Source organism: Sphingobium fuliginis, assembly GCF_004152845.1.
Taxonomy (GTDB): Bacteria; Pseudomonadota; Alphaproteobacteria; order Sphingomonadales; family Sphingomonadaceae; genus Sphingobium; species Sphingobium fuliginis.
This window is the reverse complement of the sequence record NZ_SEON01000013.1, coordinates 1-19,763: the sequence shown is the minus strand read 5'-3', so window position 1 is coordinate 19,763 and position 19,763 is coordinate 1. Positions and strand designations below refer to the sequence as shown.

General features: G+C 66.1%; 20 protein-coding genes, 1 tRNA gene and 1 pseudogene. 15 read left to right on the top strand and 7 right to left on the bottom strand.

The window, feature by feature from the left end; translation table 11 throughout:
- Window positions 1-23 precede the first annotated feature (23 nt).
- The 14 genes from gspJ to EWH10_RS20915 all read left to right on the top strand — a co-directional run bounded on the left by gspJ (window position 24) and on the right by EWH10_RS20915 (window position 13,981).
- Complete coding sequence (gspJ, locus tag EWH10_RS20980; RefSeq protein WP_044663078.1) at window positions 24-689, top strand: type II secretion system minor pseudopilin GspJ; 666 nt, start codon at window positions 24-26, stop codon at window positions 687-689.
- Complete coding sequence (gspK, locus tag EWH10_RS20975; protein ID WP_025550188.1) at window positions 682-1,671, top strand: type II secretion system minor pseudopilin GspK; 990 nt, start codon at window positions 682-684, stop codon at window positions 1,669-1,671. Before gspJ ends, gspK begins: the two co-directional genes overlap by 8 nt.
- A complete protein-coding gene (gspL, locus tag EWH10_RS20970; protein WP_044663079.1) occupies window positions 1,668-2,780 on the top strand; it encodes a type II secretion system protein GspL in 1,113 nt (370 codons plus the stop codon). The genes gspK and gspL overlap by 4 nt, the downstream gene beginning before the upstream one ends.
- Window positions 2,777-3,262: a type II secretion system protein GspM gene (gspM, locus tag EWH10_RS20965; protein WP_044661834.1), complete on the top strand. Its 486-nt coding sequence runs from the start codon at window positions 2,777-2,779 to the stop codon at window positions 3,260-3,262. Before gspL ends, gspM begins: the two co-directional genes overlap by 4 nt.
- The gene (gene gspN / locus EWH10_RS20960; protein ID WP_044661835.1) at window positions 3,259-3,981 is read left to right on the top strand and encodes a type II secretion system protein N; all 723 of its coding nucleotides are present in this window, start codon (window positions 3,259-3,261) and stop codon (window positions 3,979-3,981) included. Before gspM ends, gspN begins: the two co-directional genes overlap by 4 nt.
- A complete protein-coding gene (locus EWH10_RS20955) occupies window positions 3,978-4,739 on the top strand; it encodes a prepilin peptidase (RefSeq protein WP_044661836.1) in 762 nt (253 codons plus the stop codon). The genes gspN and EWH10_RS20955 overlap by 4 nt, the downstream gene beginning before the upstream one ends.
- Window positions 4,740-4,846: 107 nt before the next feature.
- Window positions 4,847-4,923, top strand: a tRNA-Met gene (locus EWH10_RS20950).
- Between the two features lie 113 nt (window positions 4,924-5,036).
- Window positions 5,037-6,446 carry a circularly permuted type 2 ATP-grasp protein gene (locus EWH10_RS20945; protein ID WP_065846533.1) on the top strand — a complete coding sequence of 470 codons (1,410 nt, stop codon included), beginning with the start codon at window positions 5,037-5,039 and terminating at the stop codon, window positions 6,444-6,446.
- A 160-nt stretch (window positions 6,447-6,606) separates the two neighbouring features.
- Entirely contained in the window at window positions 6,607-7,539 is a 933-nt protein-coding gene (locus EWH10_RS20940; RefSeq protein ID WP_025550183.1) for an alpha-E domain-containing protein, read from the top strand.
- A gap of 13 nt (window positions 7,540-7,552) precedes the next feature.
- Window positions 7,553-8,422, top strand: coding sequence for a transglutaminase family protein (locus EWH10_RS20935; RefSeq protein ID WP_044661838.1), 870 nt, complete (start codon window positions 7,553-7,555; stop codon window positions 8,420-8,422).
- Window positions 8,423-8,446: 24 nt separating this feature from the next.
- On the top strand, window positions 8,447-9,184 hold the full coding sequence (locus tag EWH10_RS20930; RefSeq protein WP_025550181.1) for a proteasome-type protease: 738 nt from the start codon (window positions 8,447-8,449) through the stop codon (window positions 9,182-9,184).
- Window positions 9,185-9,304: 120 nt separating this feature from the next.
- On the top strand, window positions 9,305-10,267 hold the full coding sequence (trxB, locus tag EWH10_RS20925) for a thioredoxin-disulfide reductase (protein ID WP_025550180.1): 963 nt from the start codon (window positions 9,305-9,307) through the stop codon (window positions 10,265-10,267).
- 192 nt (window positions 10,268-10,459) lie between these two features.
- Window positions 10,460-11,278 (top strand): arginyltransferase, encoded by an 819-nt coding sequence (locus tag EWH10_RS20920; protein WP_025550179.1) that lies wholly within the window; start codon window positions 10,460-10,462, stop codon window positions 11,276-11,278.
- Window positions 11,279-11,458: 180 nt separating this feature from the next.
- On the top strand, window positions 11,459-13,981 hold the full coding sequence (locus tag EWH10_RS20915; RefSeq protein ID WP_065846537.1) for a sensor domain-containing protein: 2,523 nt from the start codon (window positions 11,459-11,461) through the stop codon (window positions 13,979-13,981).
- Between the two features lie 248 nt (window positions 13,982-14,229).
- Here EWH10_RS20915 and EWH10_RS20910 read toward each other — a convergent pair whose 3' ends face one another.
- The 4 genes from EWH10_RS20910 to EWH10_RS20895 all read right to left on the bottom strand — a co-directional run bounded on the left by EWH10_RS20910 (window position 14,230) and on the right by EWH10_RS20895 (window position 16,842).
- Window positions 14,230-15,033: an RcnB family protein gene (locus EWH10_RS20910; RefSeq protein ID WP_044663081.1), complete on the bottom strand. Its 804-nt coding sequence runs from the start codon at window positions 15,031-15,033 to the stop codon at window positions 14,230-14,232.
- Window positions 15,034-15,206: 173 nt separating this feature from the next.
- Window positions 15,207-15,692, bottom strand: a complete 486-nt coding sequence (locus EWH10_RS20905) for a GAF domain-containing protein (protein ID WP_044663082.1) — start codon at window positions 15,690-15,692, stop codon at window positions 15,207-15,209.
- Between the two features lie 41 nt (window positions 15,693-15,733).
- Window positions 15,734-16,159 carry an alternative ribosome rescue aminoacyl-tRNA hydrolase ArfB gene (arfB, locus tag EWH10_RS20900; protein ID WP_025550175.1) on the bottom strand — a complete coding sequence of 142 codons (426 nt, stop codon included), beginning with the start codon at window positions 16,157-16,159 and terminating at the stop codon, window positions 15,734-15,736.
- Window positions 16,160-16,164: 5 nt separating this feature from the next.
- On the bottom strand, window positions 16,165-16,842 hold the full coding sequence (locus EWH10_RS20895; protein WP_044661840.1) for an RluA family pseudouridine synthase: 678 nt from the start codon (window positions 16,840-16,842) through the stop codon (window positions 16,165-16,167).
- 68 nt (window positions 16,843-16,910) lie between these two features.
- Between EWH10_RS20895 and EWH10_RS20890 the strand changes: the two genes are divergently transcribed.
- Window positions 16,911-17,873, top strand: coding sequence for an acyltransferase family protein (locus EWH10_RS20890; protein WP_044661841.1), 963 nt, complete (start codon window positions 16,911-16,913; stop codon window positions 17,871-17,873).
- A 110-nt stretch (window positions 17,874-17,983) separates the two neighbouring features.
- On the opposite strand, the gene EWH10_RS20885 is transcribed toward EWH10_RS20890, so the two are convergent.
- From EWH10_RS20885 to EWH10_RS20875, 3 genes and pseudogenes are all read right to left on the bottom strand, one after another.
- On the bottom strand, window positions 17,984-18,844 hold the full coding sequence (locus EWH10_RS20885; protein WP_130030180.1) for a sigma-70 family RNA polymerase sigma factor: 861 nt from the start codon (window positions 18,842-18,844) through the stop codon (window positions 17,984-17,986).
- Entirely contained in the window at window positions 18,844-19,299 is a 456-nt protein-coding gene (locus EWH10_RS20880; protein WP_044661842.1) for a carboxymuconolactone decarboxylase family protein, read from the bottom strand. Before EWH10_RS20880 ends, EWH10_RS20885 begins: the two co-directional genes overlap by 1 nt.
- A 360-nt stretch (window positions 19,300-19,659) precedes the next feature.
- A pseudogene (locus tag EWH10_RS20875) lies at window positions 19,660-19,763 on the bottom strand (IS5/IS1182 family transposase); the annotation flags it as partial.

Sequence of the window (19,763 nt, the reverse complement as noted above, 5' to 3'; positions counted from 1 at the left end):
CCGCCGAACACGGCTTCGGGTCTCTGAGACGTTCCGCCGAACACGGCTTCGAGTCTCTGAGACATTCCGCCGAACACGGCTTCACGCTGATCGAACTGCTCGTCGCCCTGATGATCTTCGCCATGCTGGCGGCGGCGGGGGTGCTGCTGCTGGGCAATAGCGTATCGGCAGAGGCGCAGATCAAGCTGCGGCTGGACGACATGGCGGCGGTGCAGCGGGCGAGCGGGGCGCTGGCGGCCGATCTGGGGCAGGCGGTGCCGCGCATCAGCCGCACGGAGGCAGGCACGCTGGCGCCCGCCTTCTGGTCGCATCGCGAGGGGGAGAGCCAGCCCATCCTCCAGTTCGTGCGCGGCGGCTGGGACAATCTGGGCGATCTGCCGCGGCCGTCGCTCCAGAAGGTCGAATATTGGGTGCGGCAGGGGCGGCTGGAACGGCGCACCTATGCGCAGGTCGACGGCGCGGCGGGCGACGAGCCGGCCGCGCTGCTCACCGGGGTCGGCGACGTCGCGTTGCGCTTCCGCGACTCCAGCGGCGACTGGCGCGACGAATGGGTGCCGACCCAGCCCGACCTGATGCCCCGTGCCGTGGAGATGACGGTGACGCGAACCGGCGAGCCGCCGGTGACGCTGCGTTTCCTGGTGGGGCCGGGTCCGGCGGAAAAGCAGGAAGGGGTGCCAGCCAATGGTTGACCCACGCAAGCCGGGAGAGCGCGGCGCGGCGCTGTTGACCGTGCTGCTGCTGGTGGCGGTGATGGCGGTGGTCGCTTCCACCGCGCTGGAGCGGCTGGCGCTGGCCACGCGGATGACCGGCAATGGCGGCGCGGTCGATCAGGCGCGCGCCTTTGCCGATGCCGGCACGGAGATCGCCCGGATGCGCATAGGCGATCTGGTTGCGGCCAATCCGGGCAAGACGACGCTGGCCGGCAACTGGATGGGCACGCCGCAGGCCATATCCGTGCCGGGCGGGGTCGCCACGGCGCGGGTGACGGACGGGGGCAATTGCTTCAACCTCAACAGCGTGGTCGCGGGCGAGACCGAGGCTGATCTGAAGGTGCGCCCGGTAGGCGTATCGCAGTTCCAGGCGCTGTTGCAGGCGCTGGGCGTCGACGCGCGGCAGGCGCAGGTGGCGGCGGCGTCGCTGGCGGACTGGATCGACACGGACGGCGTGCCGCAGCCCGGCGGCGCGGAGGACGAGACCTATGCGCGGGCGCCGCGGCCCTATCGCACGGCCAACCGTTTCATGGTCGATCCCAGCGAATTGCGGGCGGTCAACGGGGTGACGCCGGCCATTTACGGGCTGGTGCGGCCATGGGTATGCGCCCTGCCGACCGCCGATCTGTCGCCCATCAACATCAATACGCTGCTGCCCGATCAGGCGCCGCTTTTCGCCATGCTGATGCAGGGGCAGCTGAGCGTCGCGCAGGCGCGGCAATTGCTGGCGCAGCGGCCGGTGGATGGCTACGGCAGCACGGTGGAATTCTGGCGCGCCCCGTCGCTGGCGGGGCTCAGCCCGCTGGAAGAGGCGGCACAGCAGGTCAGGTTGACGACGGGATTTTTCGGAGTGGAAGTGTCGGTGGATGTCGGGGGAACGCAGGTGGTCGAACGGGCGCTGATCGATGCGCGGCAAAGTCCGGCCAAGCTGATACGCCGCAATTGGGGGACCGGCGCGTGAGCGAGGGATTGATCGTCGCCCTGCCGGAACGGCCGGGCGCGGAGCCGCTGTGGATGCGGGTGGCGAACGGCGCCGTGGTGCAGAAAGGGGCTGGGACGAACTGGCTCGCGGCTTGCGGCCTCACGGCGCTGCCCGGGGATATGACGGTGATGCTGGTGCCTCCGGCGGCGCTGGTGACGCTGCACCGGGGCGCCTATCCCGATCTGCCTGCCCGGCAGGGAAGGGCGGCGGCGCGGCTTGCGGCCATGGCGGGCGGGATCGTGCCCGCGGACCAGCTTTTCGCCGCAGCCGACGACAATGACGATCCGGCGCGGCCGCATTGCGTCGCCGTGACTGCGAGGGCCGACATGCAGCACTGGCTGCTCTGGGCGCAGCATCATGGGCTTGATCCGGACATCATCGTGCCTGCCCCGCTGCTGCTGCCCGAACCGCAGGAGGGGTTCGAGCGTGCTCTGGTCGGCGGCGAAGCGGTGCTGCGCGGGAGCGACCTGGCGCTGGCGGGCGACCTGGCCCTGCCGGAACTGATCGGCGATGCCGCAGTGCGCGACGTTCCCGCGGACCAGATCGAAGCGCGGGCGATTGCCGCGCTGGACCGGCCGCCGCTCGACTTGCGGCAGGGCGACTTCGCCAAGCGGGTGCGGCGGTCCTTCGATAAACGGACGATGGCGCGCATCGCGGTCTGGAGCGGGCTGATCCTGCTGGTCAGCCTGTCCATCGCGCTGGTCGGCCTTGCCAAGCAGCATTTCGCGGCGAACGCGCTGGACGCGGAAAGCCTGGCCCTGGCGCGGCAGGTGGTGCCGGGGGCGAACGACGTCCTCCAGGCGGAGGCGGAAATGGACCGTCAACTCGCTGCGCGCGGGGCGGGCGGCTATGCCTTCACCGCGCCGGTTTCGGGCCTGTTGAGCGCGATGCAGGATGTGCCCGGCGTGTCGCTGACGGCTTTGTCGCGCGATCCGGACGGGATGATCCGCGCCACGCTGGCGGCGGCGAAGGGGGATGACATCAACAGCGTGCTGCTGGCCTTGCAGGCGGCGGGCTTCGCCATCACGGCGACGCCTTCGCAGGACCCCGGCGGGCGGATGCTCGCGGACATAACGGTGCGGTCATGATGGGACGGTTGCAGGCATTATGGGGCGAACGGAGTCCCCGCGAACAGTGGATGCTGGGCGTGATGTTCGCGCTGCTGGCGGTGGTGATCCTGTGGCTGGGCGTGGTGCGGCCGCTCGACGCTGCACAGCGTTCGGCCCGCGACAGGTTGCGGGAGGCGACCGATCGCAATGCCGCCATCCGCGCCAAGGTGAAGCTGCTGAAGTCGCTGCCGCGCACGGCGGCGACAGTCGACGCGGGCGTGCCGTTGGACCAGTTCATCGGCCAGAGCGCTGGCGAGGCGGGGCTGACGCTGGAACGCGCGCAGGCGCAGGGCGCCGACCGGGTCGACATGGCCATTGCCTCGGTGCGGCCGGTCGCGTTGTTGTCATGGCTCTCCGTCCTGGAGGCAGAGGGCGTCCGGATCGAAACGATAAGCGCGCGGCCGGCTGCGACCGCAGGCAGCGTCGCGGTGCAGGCCGTGCTGGTGCGGGGCGGGCAATGATGGGGCTCAGCCTTTCGCGGCGGGTGCGCATCGCGCTCATCGCTGTGTTCGCATTGGGATTCCTCATTTTCCTGCCGATGCGCGTCGCGCTCGGCATGGCGGGTCTGGAGCGGCTGGGCGTGGCGGCGCGGGAGGTGCGCGGCACGGTGTGGAGCGGCGGGATCGACCGGGTGATGCTGGGCACGGTGTCGCTGGGATCGGTCCATGCGGGCCTGTCGCCCGTGTCGCTGCTGGTCGGACGGGCGCGGTTCGACGTCTGGCGCCGCAATGGCGCAGCGGACGATCTGAGCGGCGCGCTGACGGTCGGTTTCGGACGCATGGGGATCGACGATGTGACGGGCGCGGTGCCGCTGGGCCGGACCTTCGCGCCGCTGCCGGTAGGCAGCTTCGTCATGGACGATGTGTCGGCCTGGTTCTCCGGCGACCGCTGCGGCCATGCCGAGGGACGGGTCCGTGCGCAGATGGCGGGGCAGTTTCCCGGACTGAACCTGTCGCAGGGCCTTTCGGGCGTGGCCAGTTGTGACGGCGAAGCGCTGCTGTTGCCGCTGGTCAGCCAGTCGGGGCTGGAAAAGGTCAATCTGCGCATCTGGCGATCGGGCCGCTATCAGGCGGAAATGCGGGTGGAAACCGCAGACGCGACGCTGGGCGAGGCGTTGGCCAAGGCAGGCTTTGCCGATGCCGGGCGCGCGCGGGTGCTGAAGATCGAAGGGACGCTGTGATTGAGGTCTTCCCCGCCCTGCTGGGCGCGACAGCCGGAGCCATAGCCGGGAGTTTCCTCGCCACGATCGTCCTGCGCTGGCCGCAGGGGCGCAGCGTGCTGCGCGGCCGGTCGGCCTGTGACGGCTGCGGGCGGATTCTCAGCGTCTTCGATCTCGTGCCGATGGCAAGCGCGCTGGCGCAGCGAGGGCGGTGCCGGACCTGCGGCGCGCCCATCGATCCGCTGCATGGGCGGGTGGAGGCGGGATGCGCGATCATCGGCGCGCTCGCCCTGGGTTTTTCGCCCGATCCGGGCGGGGCGGGATGGGCTCTGCTGGGCTGGCTGCTCCTGACGCTGGCGGTGCTCGACCGGCGGCATTTCTGGCTGCCCGACGCGCTGACCCTGCCATTGGCGTTCCTGGGCTTCACCCTTGGTCCCTGGACGACCGACGCTACGCTGGCGGATCGGGCGATCGGCGCGCTGGCCGGCTATCTGACGCTGCTGCTGGTCGCGCTCGGCTATCGGCGCTTCCGGAGGCGCGACGGGCTGGGTCTGGGCGATGCCAAGCTGCTGGGTGCGCTCGGCGCCTGGTTCGGCTGGCAGGCCTTGCCCTTCATCCTGCTGCTGGCGGCGAGCGTGGGACTGCTGGCGGTCCTCGCGGCCATGGCGACGGGCGGGAGGGTGGACGGCACGACGCGTGTGCCGCTGGGGACTTTCCTCGCCCTGGCCGCGGTGCCGGGATGGTGGCTTGCAACCGTCCTTGCCAGTGCAGGCGGATGACCCGGCCAGAGAAATTTCACGATGCTGTGAAACCCCGTTGACCCATAAGCCCGCTCTGCTTATAGCGCCGCCTCACCGCAGGGCATGGCCCGGCGGACGGCCCATGGGGCGGAGTAGCTCAGCTGGTTAGAGCAGCGGAATCATAATCCGCGTGTCGGGGGTTCAAGTCCCTCCTCCGCTACCACCTTTACAGACAGTCAGGCCCAGGCGGATTTTCCGCTTGCATTCGTCCTTTCCTGTTGCACTAATGTTGCAATGCACAACCAGCCGATGGCCGGCTGAGGGAGGATCGATACTTTGCCCTTCCACGAAATGTTTGAGCCGGATGGTTCGATACGCCCCTGCTACGCGGAAGTGCAGAATTGGGTGGATCGGACCGGCATTGCCGGGCTCAATCGTCGAATGGATGAGGCGGAGGCGATCTTCCGGCGCATCGGCATCACCTTCGCCGTCTATGGGGAGGGGGGCGATCCGGAACGACTGATCCCCTTCGACCTGCTGCCCCGCATCTTCATGGCCCAGGAATGGCGCGTTCTGGACAAGGGCATCCGGCAACGGGCGCGGGCGCTCAACGCCTTCCTCCACGACGTCTATCATCGGGGAGAAATTGTGAAAGAGGGGGTCATGCCCGCGGACATCATCTATCAGAACAGCGCCTATCTGGCGGAAATGGCCGACTTCACCCCGCCGGGGAAGGTGTACAGCCATATCGTCGGCATCGACATCGTCCGCACCGGGCCAACCCGGTTCGAGGTGCTGGAGGATAATTGCCGCACCCCCTCCGGCGTGTCCTACATGCTGGAAAATCGTGAGATCATGACCCGCATGTTCCCGGAACTGTTCGCGCAGGGCGTGGTCGCGCCGGTCGACGATTATCCCGCGGAATTGCTGAAAAGCCTGAAGGAAGTCGCGCCGCCCGCCTGCAAGGGCGATCCGGTGGTGGTGGTGCTGACGCCCGGTTCGCTCAACAGCGCCTATTATGAGCACAGCTTCCTTGCCGACCTGATGGGCGTGGAACTGGTGGAGCCGGCGGACCTGTTCGTCGACGATGACCGGGTGTGGATGAAGACCACGCTGGGGCCGAAGGCGGTCGACGTCATCTACCGGCGCATCGACGATGAATATATCGACCCGCTGGTCTTTCGGCCGGACAGCCTGCTGGGCGTGCCCGGCATCTTCAACGTCTATCGCAATGGCGGTGTGACGCTGGCGTCCGCACCGGGATCGGGGATCGCGGACGACAAGGCCGTGTACATCTATGTGCCGGAAATGATCCGCTTCTATCTGGGCGAGCAGCCGATCCTGGACAATATCCAGACCTGGCAGTGCGGGAAGCCGGACGAATGCGCCTATGTGCTGGAAAATCTGCACGAACTGGTGGCGAAGGAAGTCCATGGATCGGGCGGCTACGGCATGCTGATCGGGCCGAAATCGACCAAGGACGAGATCGCGGCTTATGCCGACCGCATCCGCGCCAATCCGGGCGAGTTCATCGCCCAGCCGACGCTGGACCTGTCGACCGTGCCCACGCTGGGACCGGCGGCGGTGGTGGGGCGCCATGCGGATTTCCGCCCCTATTGCCTGGTGGGCAAGCAGATCAGGCTGGTGCCCGGCGGGCTGACGCGGGTGGCGCTGACCGAAGGATCGCTGGTGGTGAACTCCAGCCAGGGGGGCGGGGTGAAGGACACCTGGGTATTGCAGGATTGATGATGTTTAGAACCTTCATCACCCTTCTTCGTCATTCCCGCGAAGGCGGGAAACGCCAGTACGGCGAAGCCAATCCATTTCCCAAGCGTGCCACTAGGGGTGAGGTCAGGAGATGGATTCCCGCCTTCGCGGGAATGACGAATGCAAAGAGTATGCCTTCATGCTGAGCCGGACCGCCGAAAATCTCTTCTGGATGGCCCGCTACATGGAGCGCGCAGAGGCTACCGCCCGCCTGCTGACCATGGGCCAGCGCATGGCGATCCTGCCCGGCGCGCATCATCGCGACGAGTGGCGATCGGTGGTGCGGGCGACAGGCGCGCTCAACCATTTCCCCGAAGGCGCGCAGGTGACGGAAAGCGACGCCATCGCCTTCCTGATGCTGGACCTCGACAATCCCTCCTCCATCCGGTCCTGCCTGCTGAAAGCCCGCGCCAACGCCAAATCGGCCCGCACCATGTTGACGCAGGACATGTGGGAGGCGCTGAATGAAGGCTGGCGCAAGCTCGACAGCTATGACGTGGCGGAGGCGCGGCAGCAGCTTCCCGCGCTGATCGACTGGGTGAAGACGCGGGTGATGACCTTCCGCGGCGCGGCCCATTCGGGGCAACTCCGCAATGAGGGGCATGATTTCCTGCGCACCGGCTCCGCGCTGGAGCGGGCGCAGATGACGCTGCGCCTGCTGGACGTCAAATATTATGTGCTGCTGCCGGAAACGGAAGTGGTCGGCGGCAATCGCGACCATTATCAATGGACGTCGGTGCTGTATGCGCTGTCTGGCGCGCGGGCGTTCCACCATGTCTATGGCGGCACCTACACGCCCTGGCAGATCACCGATTTCCTGATGCTGAACCGCCTGTTCCCGCGCAGCGTCGCCTATTGCTACGACCAGCTTGCCTATCGGCTGAACCGTCTGGCCGGATGGCATGATGCGCGTTCGGCCTGCCATGACACCGTGCGGCAGATGGTGACCGATCTGGAGAAGCTGGACAGCGGCGAAATCTTCCGGGCGGGGCTGCATGAAACGGTGCAGAACGGCCTGATGAGCACCAACCGCCTGGGCGTCGAGATCGCCCAGGCCTATCATTTCGGCTGATGGGAGGACGCGCATGAAACTGCTCGTCCGCCACCAGACCATCTATCGCTATGAGGCTGCGGCCGGGCGGGTGGCGATGCGGCTGAAGCTGATGCCCGTCGACACGCCGACGCAGAAGGTGCTGGACTGGCAGGTCAGCGTCAATGGCGATCCGCTGACCGGCTTTCGCCGCAACAGCTATGGCGAGATGGAGGCGATCTGGGTCCGGCACGACCGGTTGGACAATGCCGTCATCGTCGCGGAAGGACTGGTCGAAACATGCGAAGGTCATGGCGTGGTGGGCTGGCTCGGCTGCCCGGTGAATCCGCGCTATTTCCTGCGGGAAACGCGGCTGACCGGGGCATCGCCGGAAATCCGGGCGATGGCGCTGTCCCTCCCCGACGGAGACGGGCCGCTGGCCCGGCTGCATGCGCTGTCGGCCGCCGTCAGCGATGCCGTGGCCTATCGCGCAGGCGTGACGACCACGAACACCACGGCGGCGGAGGCTTTCGCGCTGGGCGCCGGGGTCTGTCAGGACCATGCGCAGGTGTTCATCGCCGGCGCGCGGTCCATGGGCATCCCCGCGCGCTATGTGTCCGGCTATCTGCTGGCCGATGAGGGCGACGTGCTGCATGAGACTCATGGCTGGGCGGAGGCGCTGGTGCCCGAACTGGGCTGGGTGGGATTCGACCCCTCCAACCGGGTCTGCGTGACGGAGCGCTATCTGCGCCTCGCCTGCGGGCTGGATGCGGATGAGGCCGCGCCGATACGCGGCTCCGTGACCGTGGCGGGCGATATCTGGATTGACGCGGACGTCCGGATCGCGCAGGCGGAGGATGGGGTGGAGGAGCGGCAGCTCCAGCGGCAGCAACAACAGGGCGCGCAGACCACCACGCAGGGTTGAACGACGATAGGAGCCCTTGGGGCCATGACTTATTGTGTGGCGGTGCGCGTCGACCAGGGGCTGGTCATGCTGTCCGACACCCGCACCAATGCGGGGATGGACAATATCGCGCGCTTCCGGAAAAGCTTCACCTACAGCGTGCCGGGCGAGCGGGCGATCACCCTGATGTGCTCCGGCAATCTGTCTATCACCCAGGGGGTGAAGGCGATGCTGGGCCGCGCGATCAAGGATTCGGCGCTCGATCCGGATGTGGAGACGATCCTCAACTGCCCCACCATGCACCGCGTCGCGCAGATCGTGGGGGAGGCGATGTGCACCATGCAGGGCCGCTATCGCAGCACCATAGAGATGCAGGGCGCGGCGGCGGACGCCTCCATCCTGATCGCCGGGCAACGCAGGGGCGGCAAGCCGCGGCTTTACCTCATCTATTCGGCCGGCAATTTCATCGAGGCGACGGAGGACACGCCCTTCTTCCAGATCGGCGAGCATAAATATGGCAAGCCGATCCTGGATCGCATCATCAAGCGCGAAACCAGTCTGGAAGATGCGACCAAGGCAGTGTTGGTGTCGATGGATTCGACGCTGCGGTCCAACCTGTCGGTGGGGATGCCGCTGGACCTGACCGTGATAGAACGGGATGCCTTCGACTTCCGCGTGCGCACCCGGATCGAGGCGGACAATGAGGAGTTCCAGCTTCTCTCGCACAGCTGGTCCGCCGCGCTGCGCAAGGGGTTCGAGGATTTGCCCAACGTCCTCGATTGACGGGACGAAGGCGGCGGTCCAAGGCTCAGCTTCTCACCCTTCAAGCAAATCCATCGCTTGCGCGTCCGCCTGCTTCGCCTATCTCATCCCGACAGACGAATCGCAGCCGGAAAGACTTTCATGACCGCCACCCATTCGACCCGCATGCTGATCCTCGGTTCCGGCCCGGCCGGCCTGTCCGCCGCCATTTATGGCGCGCGCGCGGGCCTGGCGCCGATCGTGGTGCAGGGCATGCAGCCGGGCGGCCAGTTGACGATCACGACCGACGTCGAAAATTATCCGGGTTTCCGCGACGTGATCCAGGGGCCCTGGCTGATGGAACAGATGCAGGCGCAGGCGGAGCATGTCGGCGCGCAGATGATGTACGACCAGATCATCGACGTCGACCTGTCGGAACGGCCCTTCCGCCTGAAGGGCGACAGCGGCACGCTCTATTATGCCGACAGCCTGGTGATCGCGACCGGCGCCCAGGCCAAATGGCTGGGTGCGGAGGGCGAACAGCTTTTGCAGGGCAAGGGCGTCTCGGCCTGCGCGACCTGCGACGGCTTCTTCTATCGCGGCAAGAAGGTGGTGGTGATCGGCGGCGGCAATACCGCGGTGGAGGAGGCGCTGTACCTCACCAACCACAGCCATGACGTCACCCTGATCCACCGCCGCGACTCGCTCCGGGCGGAGAAGATCCTCCAGCAGCGCCTGTTCGCCCATCCGCACATCAAGGTGCTGTGGAACCAGGCGGTCGATCGCTTCGTGGGCGGCGGCGATCCCGAGGGGCTGGTCGGCGTCGACCTGATCGACACGGTGACCGGCCACAAATCGCATATAGAGACGGACGGCGCGTTCGTCGCCATCGGCCACCAGCCCGCTACGGAGCTGTTCGTCGACAAGCTGCCGATGGACGAGGGCTATCTGCTGGTGGAAAAGGGCACGACCCGGACCGCCATCCCTGGCGTTTTCGCGGCGGGCGACGTCAGCGACAAGGTCTATCGTCAGGCCGTTACCGCCGCCGGCATGGGCTGCATGGCCGCTCTGGATGTGGAGAAGTTCCTGGCCGAAGCCGATTTCGAGGCTGTCGCCGCCGAATGAAATGGTCAAGCGGTCGGATTGCGTAGCGTCAATGTCCGCAACTGGCCATCCCCGGCCTATCTCATAACGTCCCTGCCTCTTCTCTGCCGCTTAACCAATTTTCGTGGTAAATAAACTTTTCACAGCGGCCCGCGAACGGCATAGTCGACTCATGAATCAGGGGTCGGGCAGCGCTGTGGGGGAGATGCGGTTGTGAGTGCACCGTTCCGCTTTCCGCGCTTTTTCGTCACCAACCCCAGTCCCTGTCCCTATCTGCCCGGCAAAAGCGAGCGGAAGGTGTTCACTGAACTGAGCGGGGACAATGCGTCGGAACTGAACGATGCGCTCGGTCGCATCGGCTTCCGCCGCAGCCAGAATGTCGCCTATCGCCCCAGTTGCGCGGATTGCTCCGCCTGCGTGTCCGTGCGCGTCGTCGCGGGGGAGTTCGAGCCGAACGCCACCCAGCGCAAATTGCTGCGCCGGAACGAAGACCTGGTCATCACCGCCTGCAAGCCCTGGTCGACGGAGGAACAGTTCGAACTGCTCCAGCGCTATCTGCGCGCCCGGCATCCCGGCGGCGGCATGACCGAAATGGATGAGATGGACTTTGCCGACATGGTCGAACAGACCCCGGTGGAAAGCCATGTCGTCGAATATCGCGAACCAGGCGAAGATGGCCGTCCCGGCAGGCTGATCGGCGCCTGCCTTACCGACCGGCAGGGCGATGGCCTGTCGATGATCTACAGCTTCTTCGATACGGAGCTGGAGCATCGCAAGGGGTTGGGCAATTTCATCATCATGGACCATATCCTGCGCGCGGCGAAGGCGGGGTTGCCCTATGTCTATCTCGGCTATTGGGTCGAGGGATCGCAGCGGATGCAGTACAAGATACGCTACCGGCCGCTTGAACGACTGAGCCGCAACGGCTGGACCCGCTTCGACCCGCAGGAGCAGGCGCAGGCCGTGCAGCAGGCGGAAAGCCGCGACGAGCCGGCGCTGCCGCGCGAACTGGCGGCGATCTTCCGCAAATAAAGCCGGCGAAAAATCCAGCCCGTACGAAGGACGACCGATGGCGCTTTCGCGCGATCGGCATGGAACGGCTTAACGCCATTATGGATTGATTACGTACTACGGCATTGGAAATCTTATTTAACTTTTTCCGTTACTGCTTTCCCATGGATTGCAGAAATGGCGTTGGATCAGGACCGGCAGATGGACCGTTTTGCTGATCGCAGATTTGGGGAATTTGCCTCCGAACTGGCTCGGGACGGGCTGGAATGGGATGCGTTTCACTATCGCAACGAACTATTATTCTCTCCGGTCTTCCAGCGCGTTTCGCCGCCACTGATTCGCTGGATCGCTGATTATCGCGGCCGCATATTGTCGCGGGAGATCATGTCGGACCTTTTTGCCCGTCATTTTTCCTGCGACATCATCGGAAATGGCTGGCGGTCGATGCTGGACAGGCATGACTGGAAAGCGCTGGCCGACGCCGCCAAACGCTCCGCCCGTCCCGATCCCGTTCCCGTCCGCATGCACACCCTTGCCGGTGAAACGAGGTCGGGGATCGTGCGCATGTCGCTGGTCGTGGAGCCCGACGAGGCGCCGCTCTGGTACGGAACGATCGAGGACATCGATGAGAGGTACGACTGCGACCGCCGCGCACTGGCCGATGCCCTGGCGGAAAGCCGGCAGCATTATCGCTGGTCGGTCGAACTCAGTCCGCAGGTCCCCTGGACGGCATCGGTCAGCGGCGAAATCGAGGAGGTGGGACCCCGCTGGCAGGAACTGACCGGCATGGCCCCGGCGCGTGCGCGGGGCAGGGGGTGGATCGATTCGCTGCATCCCGACGATGTCGATCGCACGCTGGCCATCTGGACGGAAAAGCTCCATTCAGGCGATCCTGTCGACGTCGACTACCGGCTGCGCCTCTCCGACGGCGGCTATCGCTGGATGCGGTCGCGTGCCTCGGCGCGCCGCGACGCGAAGGGCCGGATCGTGCGCTGGTACGGAACGCTGGAGGATGTTCACGCGCAGAAACTGGCGCAGCGCGAACTGGCCGACAGCGAGGAACGCTTCCGCCTGGCGGTGCAGTCGGCGCGGCTGGGCATATGGGATTTCGACGCGGTCGCCGGCACACGGACATGGTCGCGGGAATTCCGGACGATGCTGGGCCTGTCTGATACCGAACCGGCGACGAGCGAACTGGCATTGCGGCTGGTGCACCCGGATGATCGGTCGCGTCTCGCCGGAATGCTGGACGCCGTCGCGAACGGGCGCATGCCGCCGCATTTCGAAGCCACGCTGAGGGTGCACAGGGCCGACACCGGCGCCCTGCGCTGGATCAAGAGCGTCGGCTGGAGCAGCTTCTCCGATTCCGGCAAGCCACTGCGCGTCATCGTGACCTTCCAGGATGTGACGGAAGAAAGGAACAGCGAGGAACGGATACGCTGGGCCGCCACGCACGATCCCATGACGCATATGCCCAATCGCGCGCTGTGGCAGACGACATTGGAGGAAATGACCGAGCAGGCGCGCCGGACGGGGGACAGTTTCGGCCTGATCCTGGTCGACATCGACGACCTGAAGCGGACCAACGACACGCTGGGCCATGATGCGGGCGATGCGCTGCTCTGCGGTTTTGCGCAGCGTTTCGCCTCCTGCGCGCCGGCCGATGCCATGATCGGGCGATTGGGCGGCGACGAGTTCGGCATGATCGCGCCTTCGCTCGCCAGCAGCGCGGCGCTTTCGGCCTGGAGCGCCGAATTGCTGGGCGGTGTGCGCGCGCCCTATGTCCATAATGGGCGGTCGCTCGATTATGGGATCAGCATGGGCGGCGCGGTGTTTGGCGAACATGGCGAGGATGCGGCGGAATTGCTGAAGGCGGCGGACCTGGCGCTTTATGCGTCCAAGTCCACCGGACGGGGCCGGCTGACGCTGTTCCAGTCGCAATTGCGCGCCGACGCGCAACAGCGCAGTTCGATGATCCACATGGCGCGGCAGGCGATCGTGGACGATCTGGTCGTCCCCTATTACCAGCCCAAGGCGGACATGAGGACCGGACGGATATTGGGCTATGAGGCGCTGCTGCGCTGGCAGCATCCCCGCACCGGCGTCCACGCGCCCGACACGATCGCGGCGGCTTTCGACAATGCGGAACTGGCCGTCGAACTTACCGAAAAGATGCTGGCGAAGGTCGTCCGCGACGTCGATCGATGGCTGCGCGCCGGCCATGATCCGGGCCGGGTCGCCATCAACGCCTCCGCCGCCGATTTCATGCAGCATGATTTTGCCGACTATGTCCTCGCCCATCTCGCGCGCTGCACCATCCCGCCGCAGCAGTTCGAGATCGAGGTGACGGAGACCGTTTTCCTGGGCCGGGGCGCCGAACAGGTGGAGCGGGCGTTGCACCGCCTGTCGTCGGCGGGCGTACGGATCGCGCTGGACGATTTCGGCACCGGCTACGCATCGCTCAGCCATTTGAAGCAATATCCGGTCGACGTGCTGAAGATCGACCGCAGTTTCATCAGCAATATCGAACAGGATGCGGGCGACGCCGTCATTGTCGACGCCATCGTCAAGCTGGGCAGCAGCCTGGGCATGGAGGTGGTGGCCGAAGGCGTCGAAACGGTGGGACAGGTCGAGATGCTGATCGCTCGCGGCTGCACCATCGGCCAGGGTTATCTGATGGGGCGCCCCCGGCCTTGGGCGGCGGTACGATCCCGCGCCGCCTAGAGCGATTTCCAGGCAGATGGAATAGTCTGCTGACCCGGAAAACGCGATAAAACAAAAACTTAGAGCAGTCGAGCCGATGCGATCGGATCGGAATCTGCTCCAGAGCGATTTCCAAGCGATCGTAACCGTCGCTGGTCAAGAAATCGCGGAAGATAAGGAAGCTGGAGCGGCGATCTGATTCATCGGAGCGAAAGCCGGTTTTTTCCGTTCCAATCCTTCCCGCGCGCACCGGAACAGCTCTGTCGATGCTACCGCACCCTGCGCCTGCGGACCGGAACTTCCGTCACATAGGTCCGGGTGGTGGTGACGGCGGGCTGGACCACGACCGTCGTGGTGGTGGAGCCGGGATAATAATAGCCGCCCGATATGAAGCCCGGCGCTTGCGTCGTCGTGATGACGGGTTCTCCCGGACCGGCGCGCCGCTCCGTCCGGTTCTGCCCGGCGGCATAGGGCGGCGGGTCGAAATCGACGCCGGGTCCACCCCGGACCTGCCCCTCGAAACGGCCTTCATAATCGCCGCTGAAGGTCTTGCCGTCCTTGTCCCGCCATGTGCCGCTCCAGCGCCCTTCATAGCCCAGCGGCGGTGGCGGCGGGTCATCCCGCGCGGTGACTTCGTCATCATAGCCGATGCCCGGCGGCGGTGGCGTGTCGCCTGCTTCCTCCCACGCGACGCCGTTGCGATAATCGCGCACGCGGCCATCCCGGTCGGTCATCACCGCATCGTCATAATAGCGCGACCAGCCATAGCCGCTGACGGGCGCCGGCAGCCCGTAAGCGCCATAGTTGCGGATATGATAGACGGGGTTGACCCAATAGCGTGGCAGGACATAGCCGACCACGGGCCTGCGATAGACCGCCCAGCCGCCCGGCGCGTACCAGCCCGCATGCCAACGGCCCTGATGGCGCGGACCCCAGCGGTGCACCGTGGTTCCCGCATGCACCGCCGGCCGGGCGGCCATTCCTCCACCCCCGACCGGCCCATTTGCGGAAACCGGCGCCGTCAACCCGATCGCCAGACCGGCGCCGGCCAGGATGAAGCTCCGGATATGCATGCTCAAATCCCCGTTTTCGGCTGATATGTTAACGACTTGTTTAGCATGATCGGCCGCCGCCATCCAAGCGCCGGCATTTCCATGCCTGTCCCGAAAAGAGGCACCGGCGCGCATTGCGGCCCGATATGTTCGCTATTTTGGTTCCCTGAACGTGCCGTTCATGGGTTTACGACCTAAACCAGACGCGACGCGATCCGCCCGACCAGCGCCTCCAGCCCGGTCCGGTCCGCACTGTCGAAGCGCGCCGGGATCGGACTGTCGAGGTCCAGCACGGCGACGACCCGGCCTTCGACGATCACCGGCACGACGATCTCCGAAGCGCTGGCGGCGTCGCAGGCGATATGGCCGGGAAAGGCGTGGACGTCCTCCACCAGTTGCGTCTGGCCGCTGGCCGCCGCGGCGCCGCAGACGCCCTTGCCCAGCGGGATGCGGATGCAGGCGGCCTTGCCCTGAAAGGGGCCAAGGACCAGTTCGCCGCCGACCATCCGGTAAAAGCCCGCCCAATTGAGGTCGGGCAGGAACTGCCAGATCAGCGCGGAGACATTGGCCATGTTGGCGATGGCATCGGGCTCGCCCGCCGTCAGCGCATCGGCGGCGGAGAGCAGGTCGTCATGGAGCGTGGCTTTGTCGGCACCGGCCGGGGGAGAAAAATCGAACATGGCCGGCATATAGGATGTGGCGCGGGTGCAGGCCAGACCGGTTAATCCAGCCTTACCTTGCCACGTCCCGCCTTGACCGAACTGCGCGCCTTCTTCGCGTCGACGCGCCGCGCCTTGGCGGCCTTGCCCGGCTTGGTCGCCTTGCGCGCCTTCGGCACGACCGTGGCGTCCCGGATCAATTCCACCAGGCGGGCCAGCACCTCCTGCCGGTTCAAGAGCTGCGATCGCGAGCCTTCGGAACGGAGGATCAGCACGCCCTCCGCCGTCATCCGCCGTCCGGCGATCGCCGCCAGCCGGTGCTTGACCGCCTCGGGCAGCGACGGGCTGTTCGCCACGTCGAAGCGCAACTGCACCGCGCTGTCCGTGGTGTTCACATGCTGGCCGCCAGCCCCGGTCGAGCGGACGAAGCTTTCCGACAGCTCGTCGCTGTCGATGGAGATCGACCGGGTGACGGGGATGCGTGGCAAGGGCGCTAAAGCCCGGCCTGTTCGAGCAGTTCCTGCCCGAAGCCCGCTGCCGCGAAGGTCGCGGGCAGGGGGGCGGTCGCTTCCGCCGGCGGCTTCTCCCCGCGCGGGATGCTGAGGAAGCGGCTGTGCAGCAGCATCGGCCCTTCGCCCGATCCATAGACCGGATCGCCCGCAATGCCGAAGCCCAGGCCATGCAGCGCATGGGTCCGGATCTGATGGGTGCGTCCGGTGCGGGGGGTGAAGACGATCAGCGAGCGTCCGTCCTTCTCCGCGATCTTGCGCCAGTCGGTGAACGCGGCCTTCCCCGCCTTCGCCGGGATCATCCGCCACCCCTGGGCGGGCGTGCTGATCTTCTTGAGCGACAGGCCGATGGTGCCGCTGTCCTCCGCCGGAACGCCGTCCACCACCGCGACATAGCGTTTCGCGACCGTTCCGGCCTCAAAGGCCGCGGCGAAGCGCTTGTGCGCCTTGGGATTGCGGGCGAGCAGCAGGCAGCCGCTGGTGTCTCGGTCCAGCCGGTGCACCGGCAGCGGCCAGCGCTGGAAGCCGAAGGTCAGCGAGGACAGGTGGTTTTCCAGCGAAAGCGACCCGTCACGCGGCGCGTCGACGGGCAGGCCCGCCGGCTTGTCGAGGATGATGGCCTCGCCATCGATGAACAGAACTCGGTCATGAAGCAGGGACAAGAGGCGTTTTTCCGTAAATGCAGGGCAGCGATTGACGCGCGTGCCGCTTCCTATAGGGCGTGGAGGGCATGGAGAACAGGGGGCATGAGGCGCATCCGCCGGGTGGAGGGCGGCTGGAATGGATCGATGTCGCACGCGGCATCGGGATCGTCGCCGTGGTCGCCGGCCATGTGTGGACGCGCGGGGGACTGCGCGACGCGATGTACAGTTTCCACATGCCGCTGTTCTTCCTGCTGTCGGGCCTCCTGTCCCGTCCGCAGCCGGCACGACGCTTCACCCGCCGCCAGCTTGCGTCCCAGATGCGGCCCTATGCGGCTTTCCTGATCCTGCTGATCCTGACGGATCAGGTCGTCGAAACGATGAAGGGCGGCAGGCCGATCTTCCATGACTGGCCGGGGGATCTGGCACCGATAGCGCTCGGCGGCTCCTGGTTGCGTGGGCCGTTCACCATATTCTGGTTCGTGCCCTGCCTGATGATGGCGCGCATCCTGTTCAACATGGTGCTGGCCCGCTGGCCCGACCCGCTCGACCGGCGCTGGGCGTTGCTGATGCTGCCGGTGCTGCTGATCGCCTATGGCGCGGGACAATGCACCAGCCTGTCGCCGCTGGGGCTGCTTACCGTACCCATGGCCCTGGTCCTGCTCTGGGTGGGGGCGGCATGGCAGCGCGTGGACTGGCGAAGCTGGATGCTGGCGCCGCTGGTCCCGCTGTCGCTGGCGGGGCTGACGGCGCTGCTGCCGACGCTCAACATGAAGGCCGCCGACTATGGCTGGCCCTTATTGTCCATCGCCTCGGCCATGGCCACCAGCTTCCTGCTTTTCCGCCTTTCGGTGCGGATCGCGCCCTTTGGCGGATGGATCGCCGCCATCGGGCGCGCGTCGCTGGTCGTCATGTATCTCCACGTGGCGGTCATTCACTATCTTTCGCCCTATATGGCCAAGCCGTGGCTGCTGGTGCAGGCGCTTCTGATACCGCTCGCCGCTTATTATCTGATCCGGGCCGTCCCCGGCGCGCAAAGGATTTTCCTATAGAGCGCGCTGCGTTACACGGGACGCGCGCTCCAGGCTTTTGTTGGGGCATCGTTTGATCGGAAGACCGGTTCCCGACCTTCGACAGGCCCAGCGCAGGCTTTCCGGCCCCGTCAATGCAGATGCCGCAGCTTGTCGGGATTGCGCATCACATAGATGCCGGTGACGCGCCCATCCTCGATGTCGAGCGCCGTGGTCTGGAGTTCGCCGTCCGCCTCCCGGGTGACGAAGCCCGGAAGGCCGTTGATCAATCCCACGCGCACCAGCGTCGACCCATATTTGCCGAACAGCACGGCCAGCGCCTTGTGCATCTGCATGACCGGGCCGAAGCCCAGCACGGGAACGATCGCGGCAGGGCGCTTGCCGCCGCCATCGCTGTGCAGGCTGACATCCCGTGCCAGCATCGCGCCCAGCGCCGCCATGTCGCCGCTCCGCGAGGCGGCGAAGCAGGCGCCGGCAATCTCCAGCCCGTGCTGTCTTTCCACCCGGTAGCGGGGTCTCGCCTCCCGCACATGGGCCCGCGCCCGCGCCGCCAGTTGACGGCAGGCCGCCGGATCGCGTTCGACCGTGGCGGCGATTTCCTCGAAGCCGACGCCGAAGACGTCATGCAGCAGGAAAGCCGCCCGCTCCAGCGGCGACAGCCGTTCCAGCGCCAGCATCAGCGGCAGCGTCACATCCTCTTCTTCCCCGGCGTCGTCCACCACCGGATCGGGCAGCCAGGGGCCGATATAGGTTTCGCGGTTGCGCCGCGCCGACTTGAGCTGGTCGAGGCACAGCCGCGTCACGGTGCGGCGCAGGAACGCTTCCGGCTCGCGCACCGCGTCGCGGTCGGCGCCCATCCATCGGATAAAGGCTTCCTGCACCACATCCTCGGCGTCCGCGACGGAACCCAGCATGCGATAGGCGACGCGGATGAGCCTGGGACGCAGCGGATCGAAGCTCTCCGCCGCGCCCCCATGCGCCCCCTGCGCCATCACGCGGCCGCCCTGGCCGGCGTGTCGTACCAGAGGCCGAAGCCCACCGCGATGCGGTTCCAGCCGTTGATGACGTTGATCATCAGGGTCAGCTTCACCTGCTCTTCCTCCGAAAACTCGGCTGCCAGCGCCTTGTGGGCCGCTTCATGGCTGTGCCCTTCGGAAAGGCGCGTCAAGGCCTCCGTCCATTCCAGCGCGGCCCGCTCGCGCGTCGTATAGCAGGGCGCCTCCCGCCAGGCGGAAAGCAGGTAGATGCGCTGTTCGCTTTCGCCCTGCGCGCGGGCCTCGACCGTGTGCATGTTGATGCAGTTGGCGCACTGGTTGATCTGCGACGCGCGGATCTTCACCAGCTCGATAAGGCTCGGCTCAAGGCTGGCATTGATGGCGGCGGAGGTGGCGAACCAGCTTTTCATAAGCTGGGGCGCGGCGGCAAAGGGGTCGAGCTTGGCAGTCATGTCAGCACCTTTCTTCCTGAGTTATGCCGACATGACGAGACAGGATCGGCTGGCGTGACATGGGTCGCGAAAAAAATGCCATATCGGCGATTGGAAGGGGGGAACAGCGGCACTGCTCCACTCCACCCCTTCAAACCAGCCACTTGCCTTGTCTGGACCTGGAGGGAAGGGGCTTGATGTCCCCTAACCGCCCCCTAGAGCCAATCGACATTCAGCCCTGACGGCCTGCAAATGACACTTTTCCGTGCTTCCGGTGCTCACCCACTTCGAGTAGGCTGCGCTCCGGGTCACGGAAAACCATCATTTTCGGCTCGTCATCATCTGAATGTCGATTGGCTCTAGGCCGTAGTGACGATTTAATCATTTGAGCCATAGCATGATGCTGGCGAGTTTGACGAAGCCGAGGAAGTTTGCGGCGAGTTTGTCATAGCGTGTTGCGATGCGGCGCCACTGCTTGAGCTTGG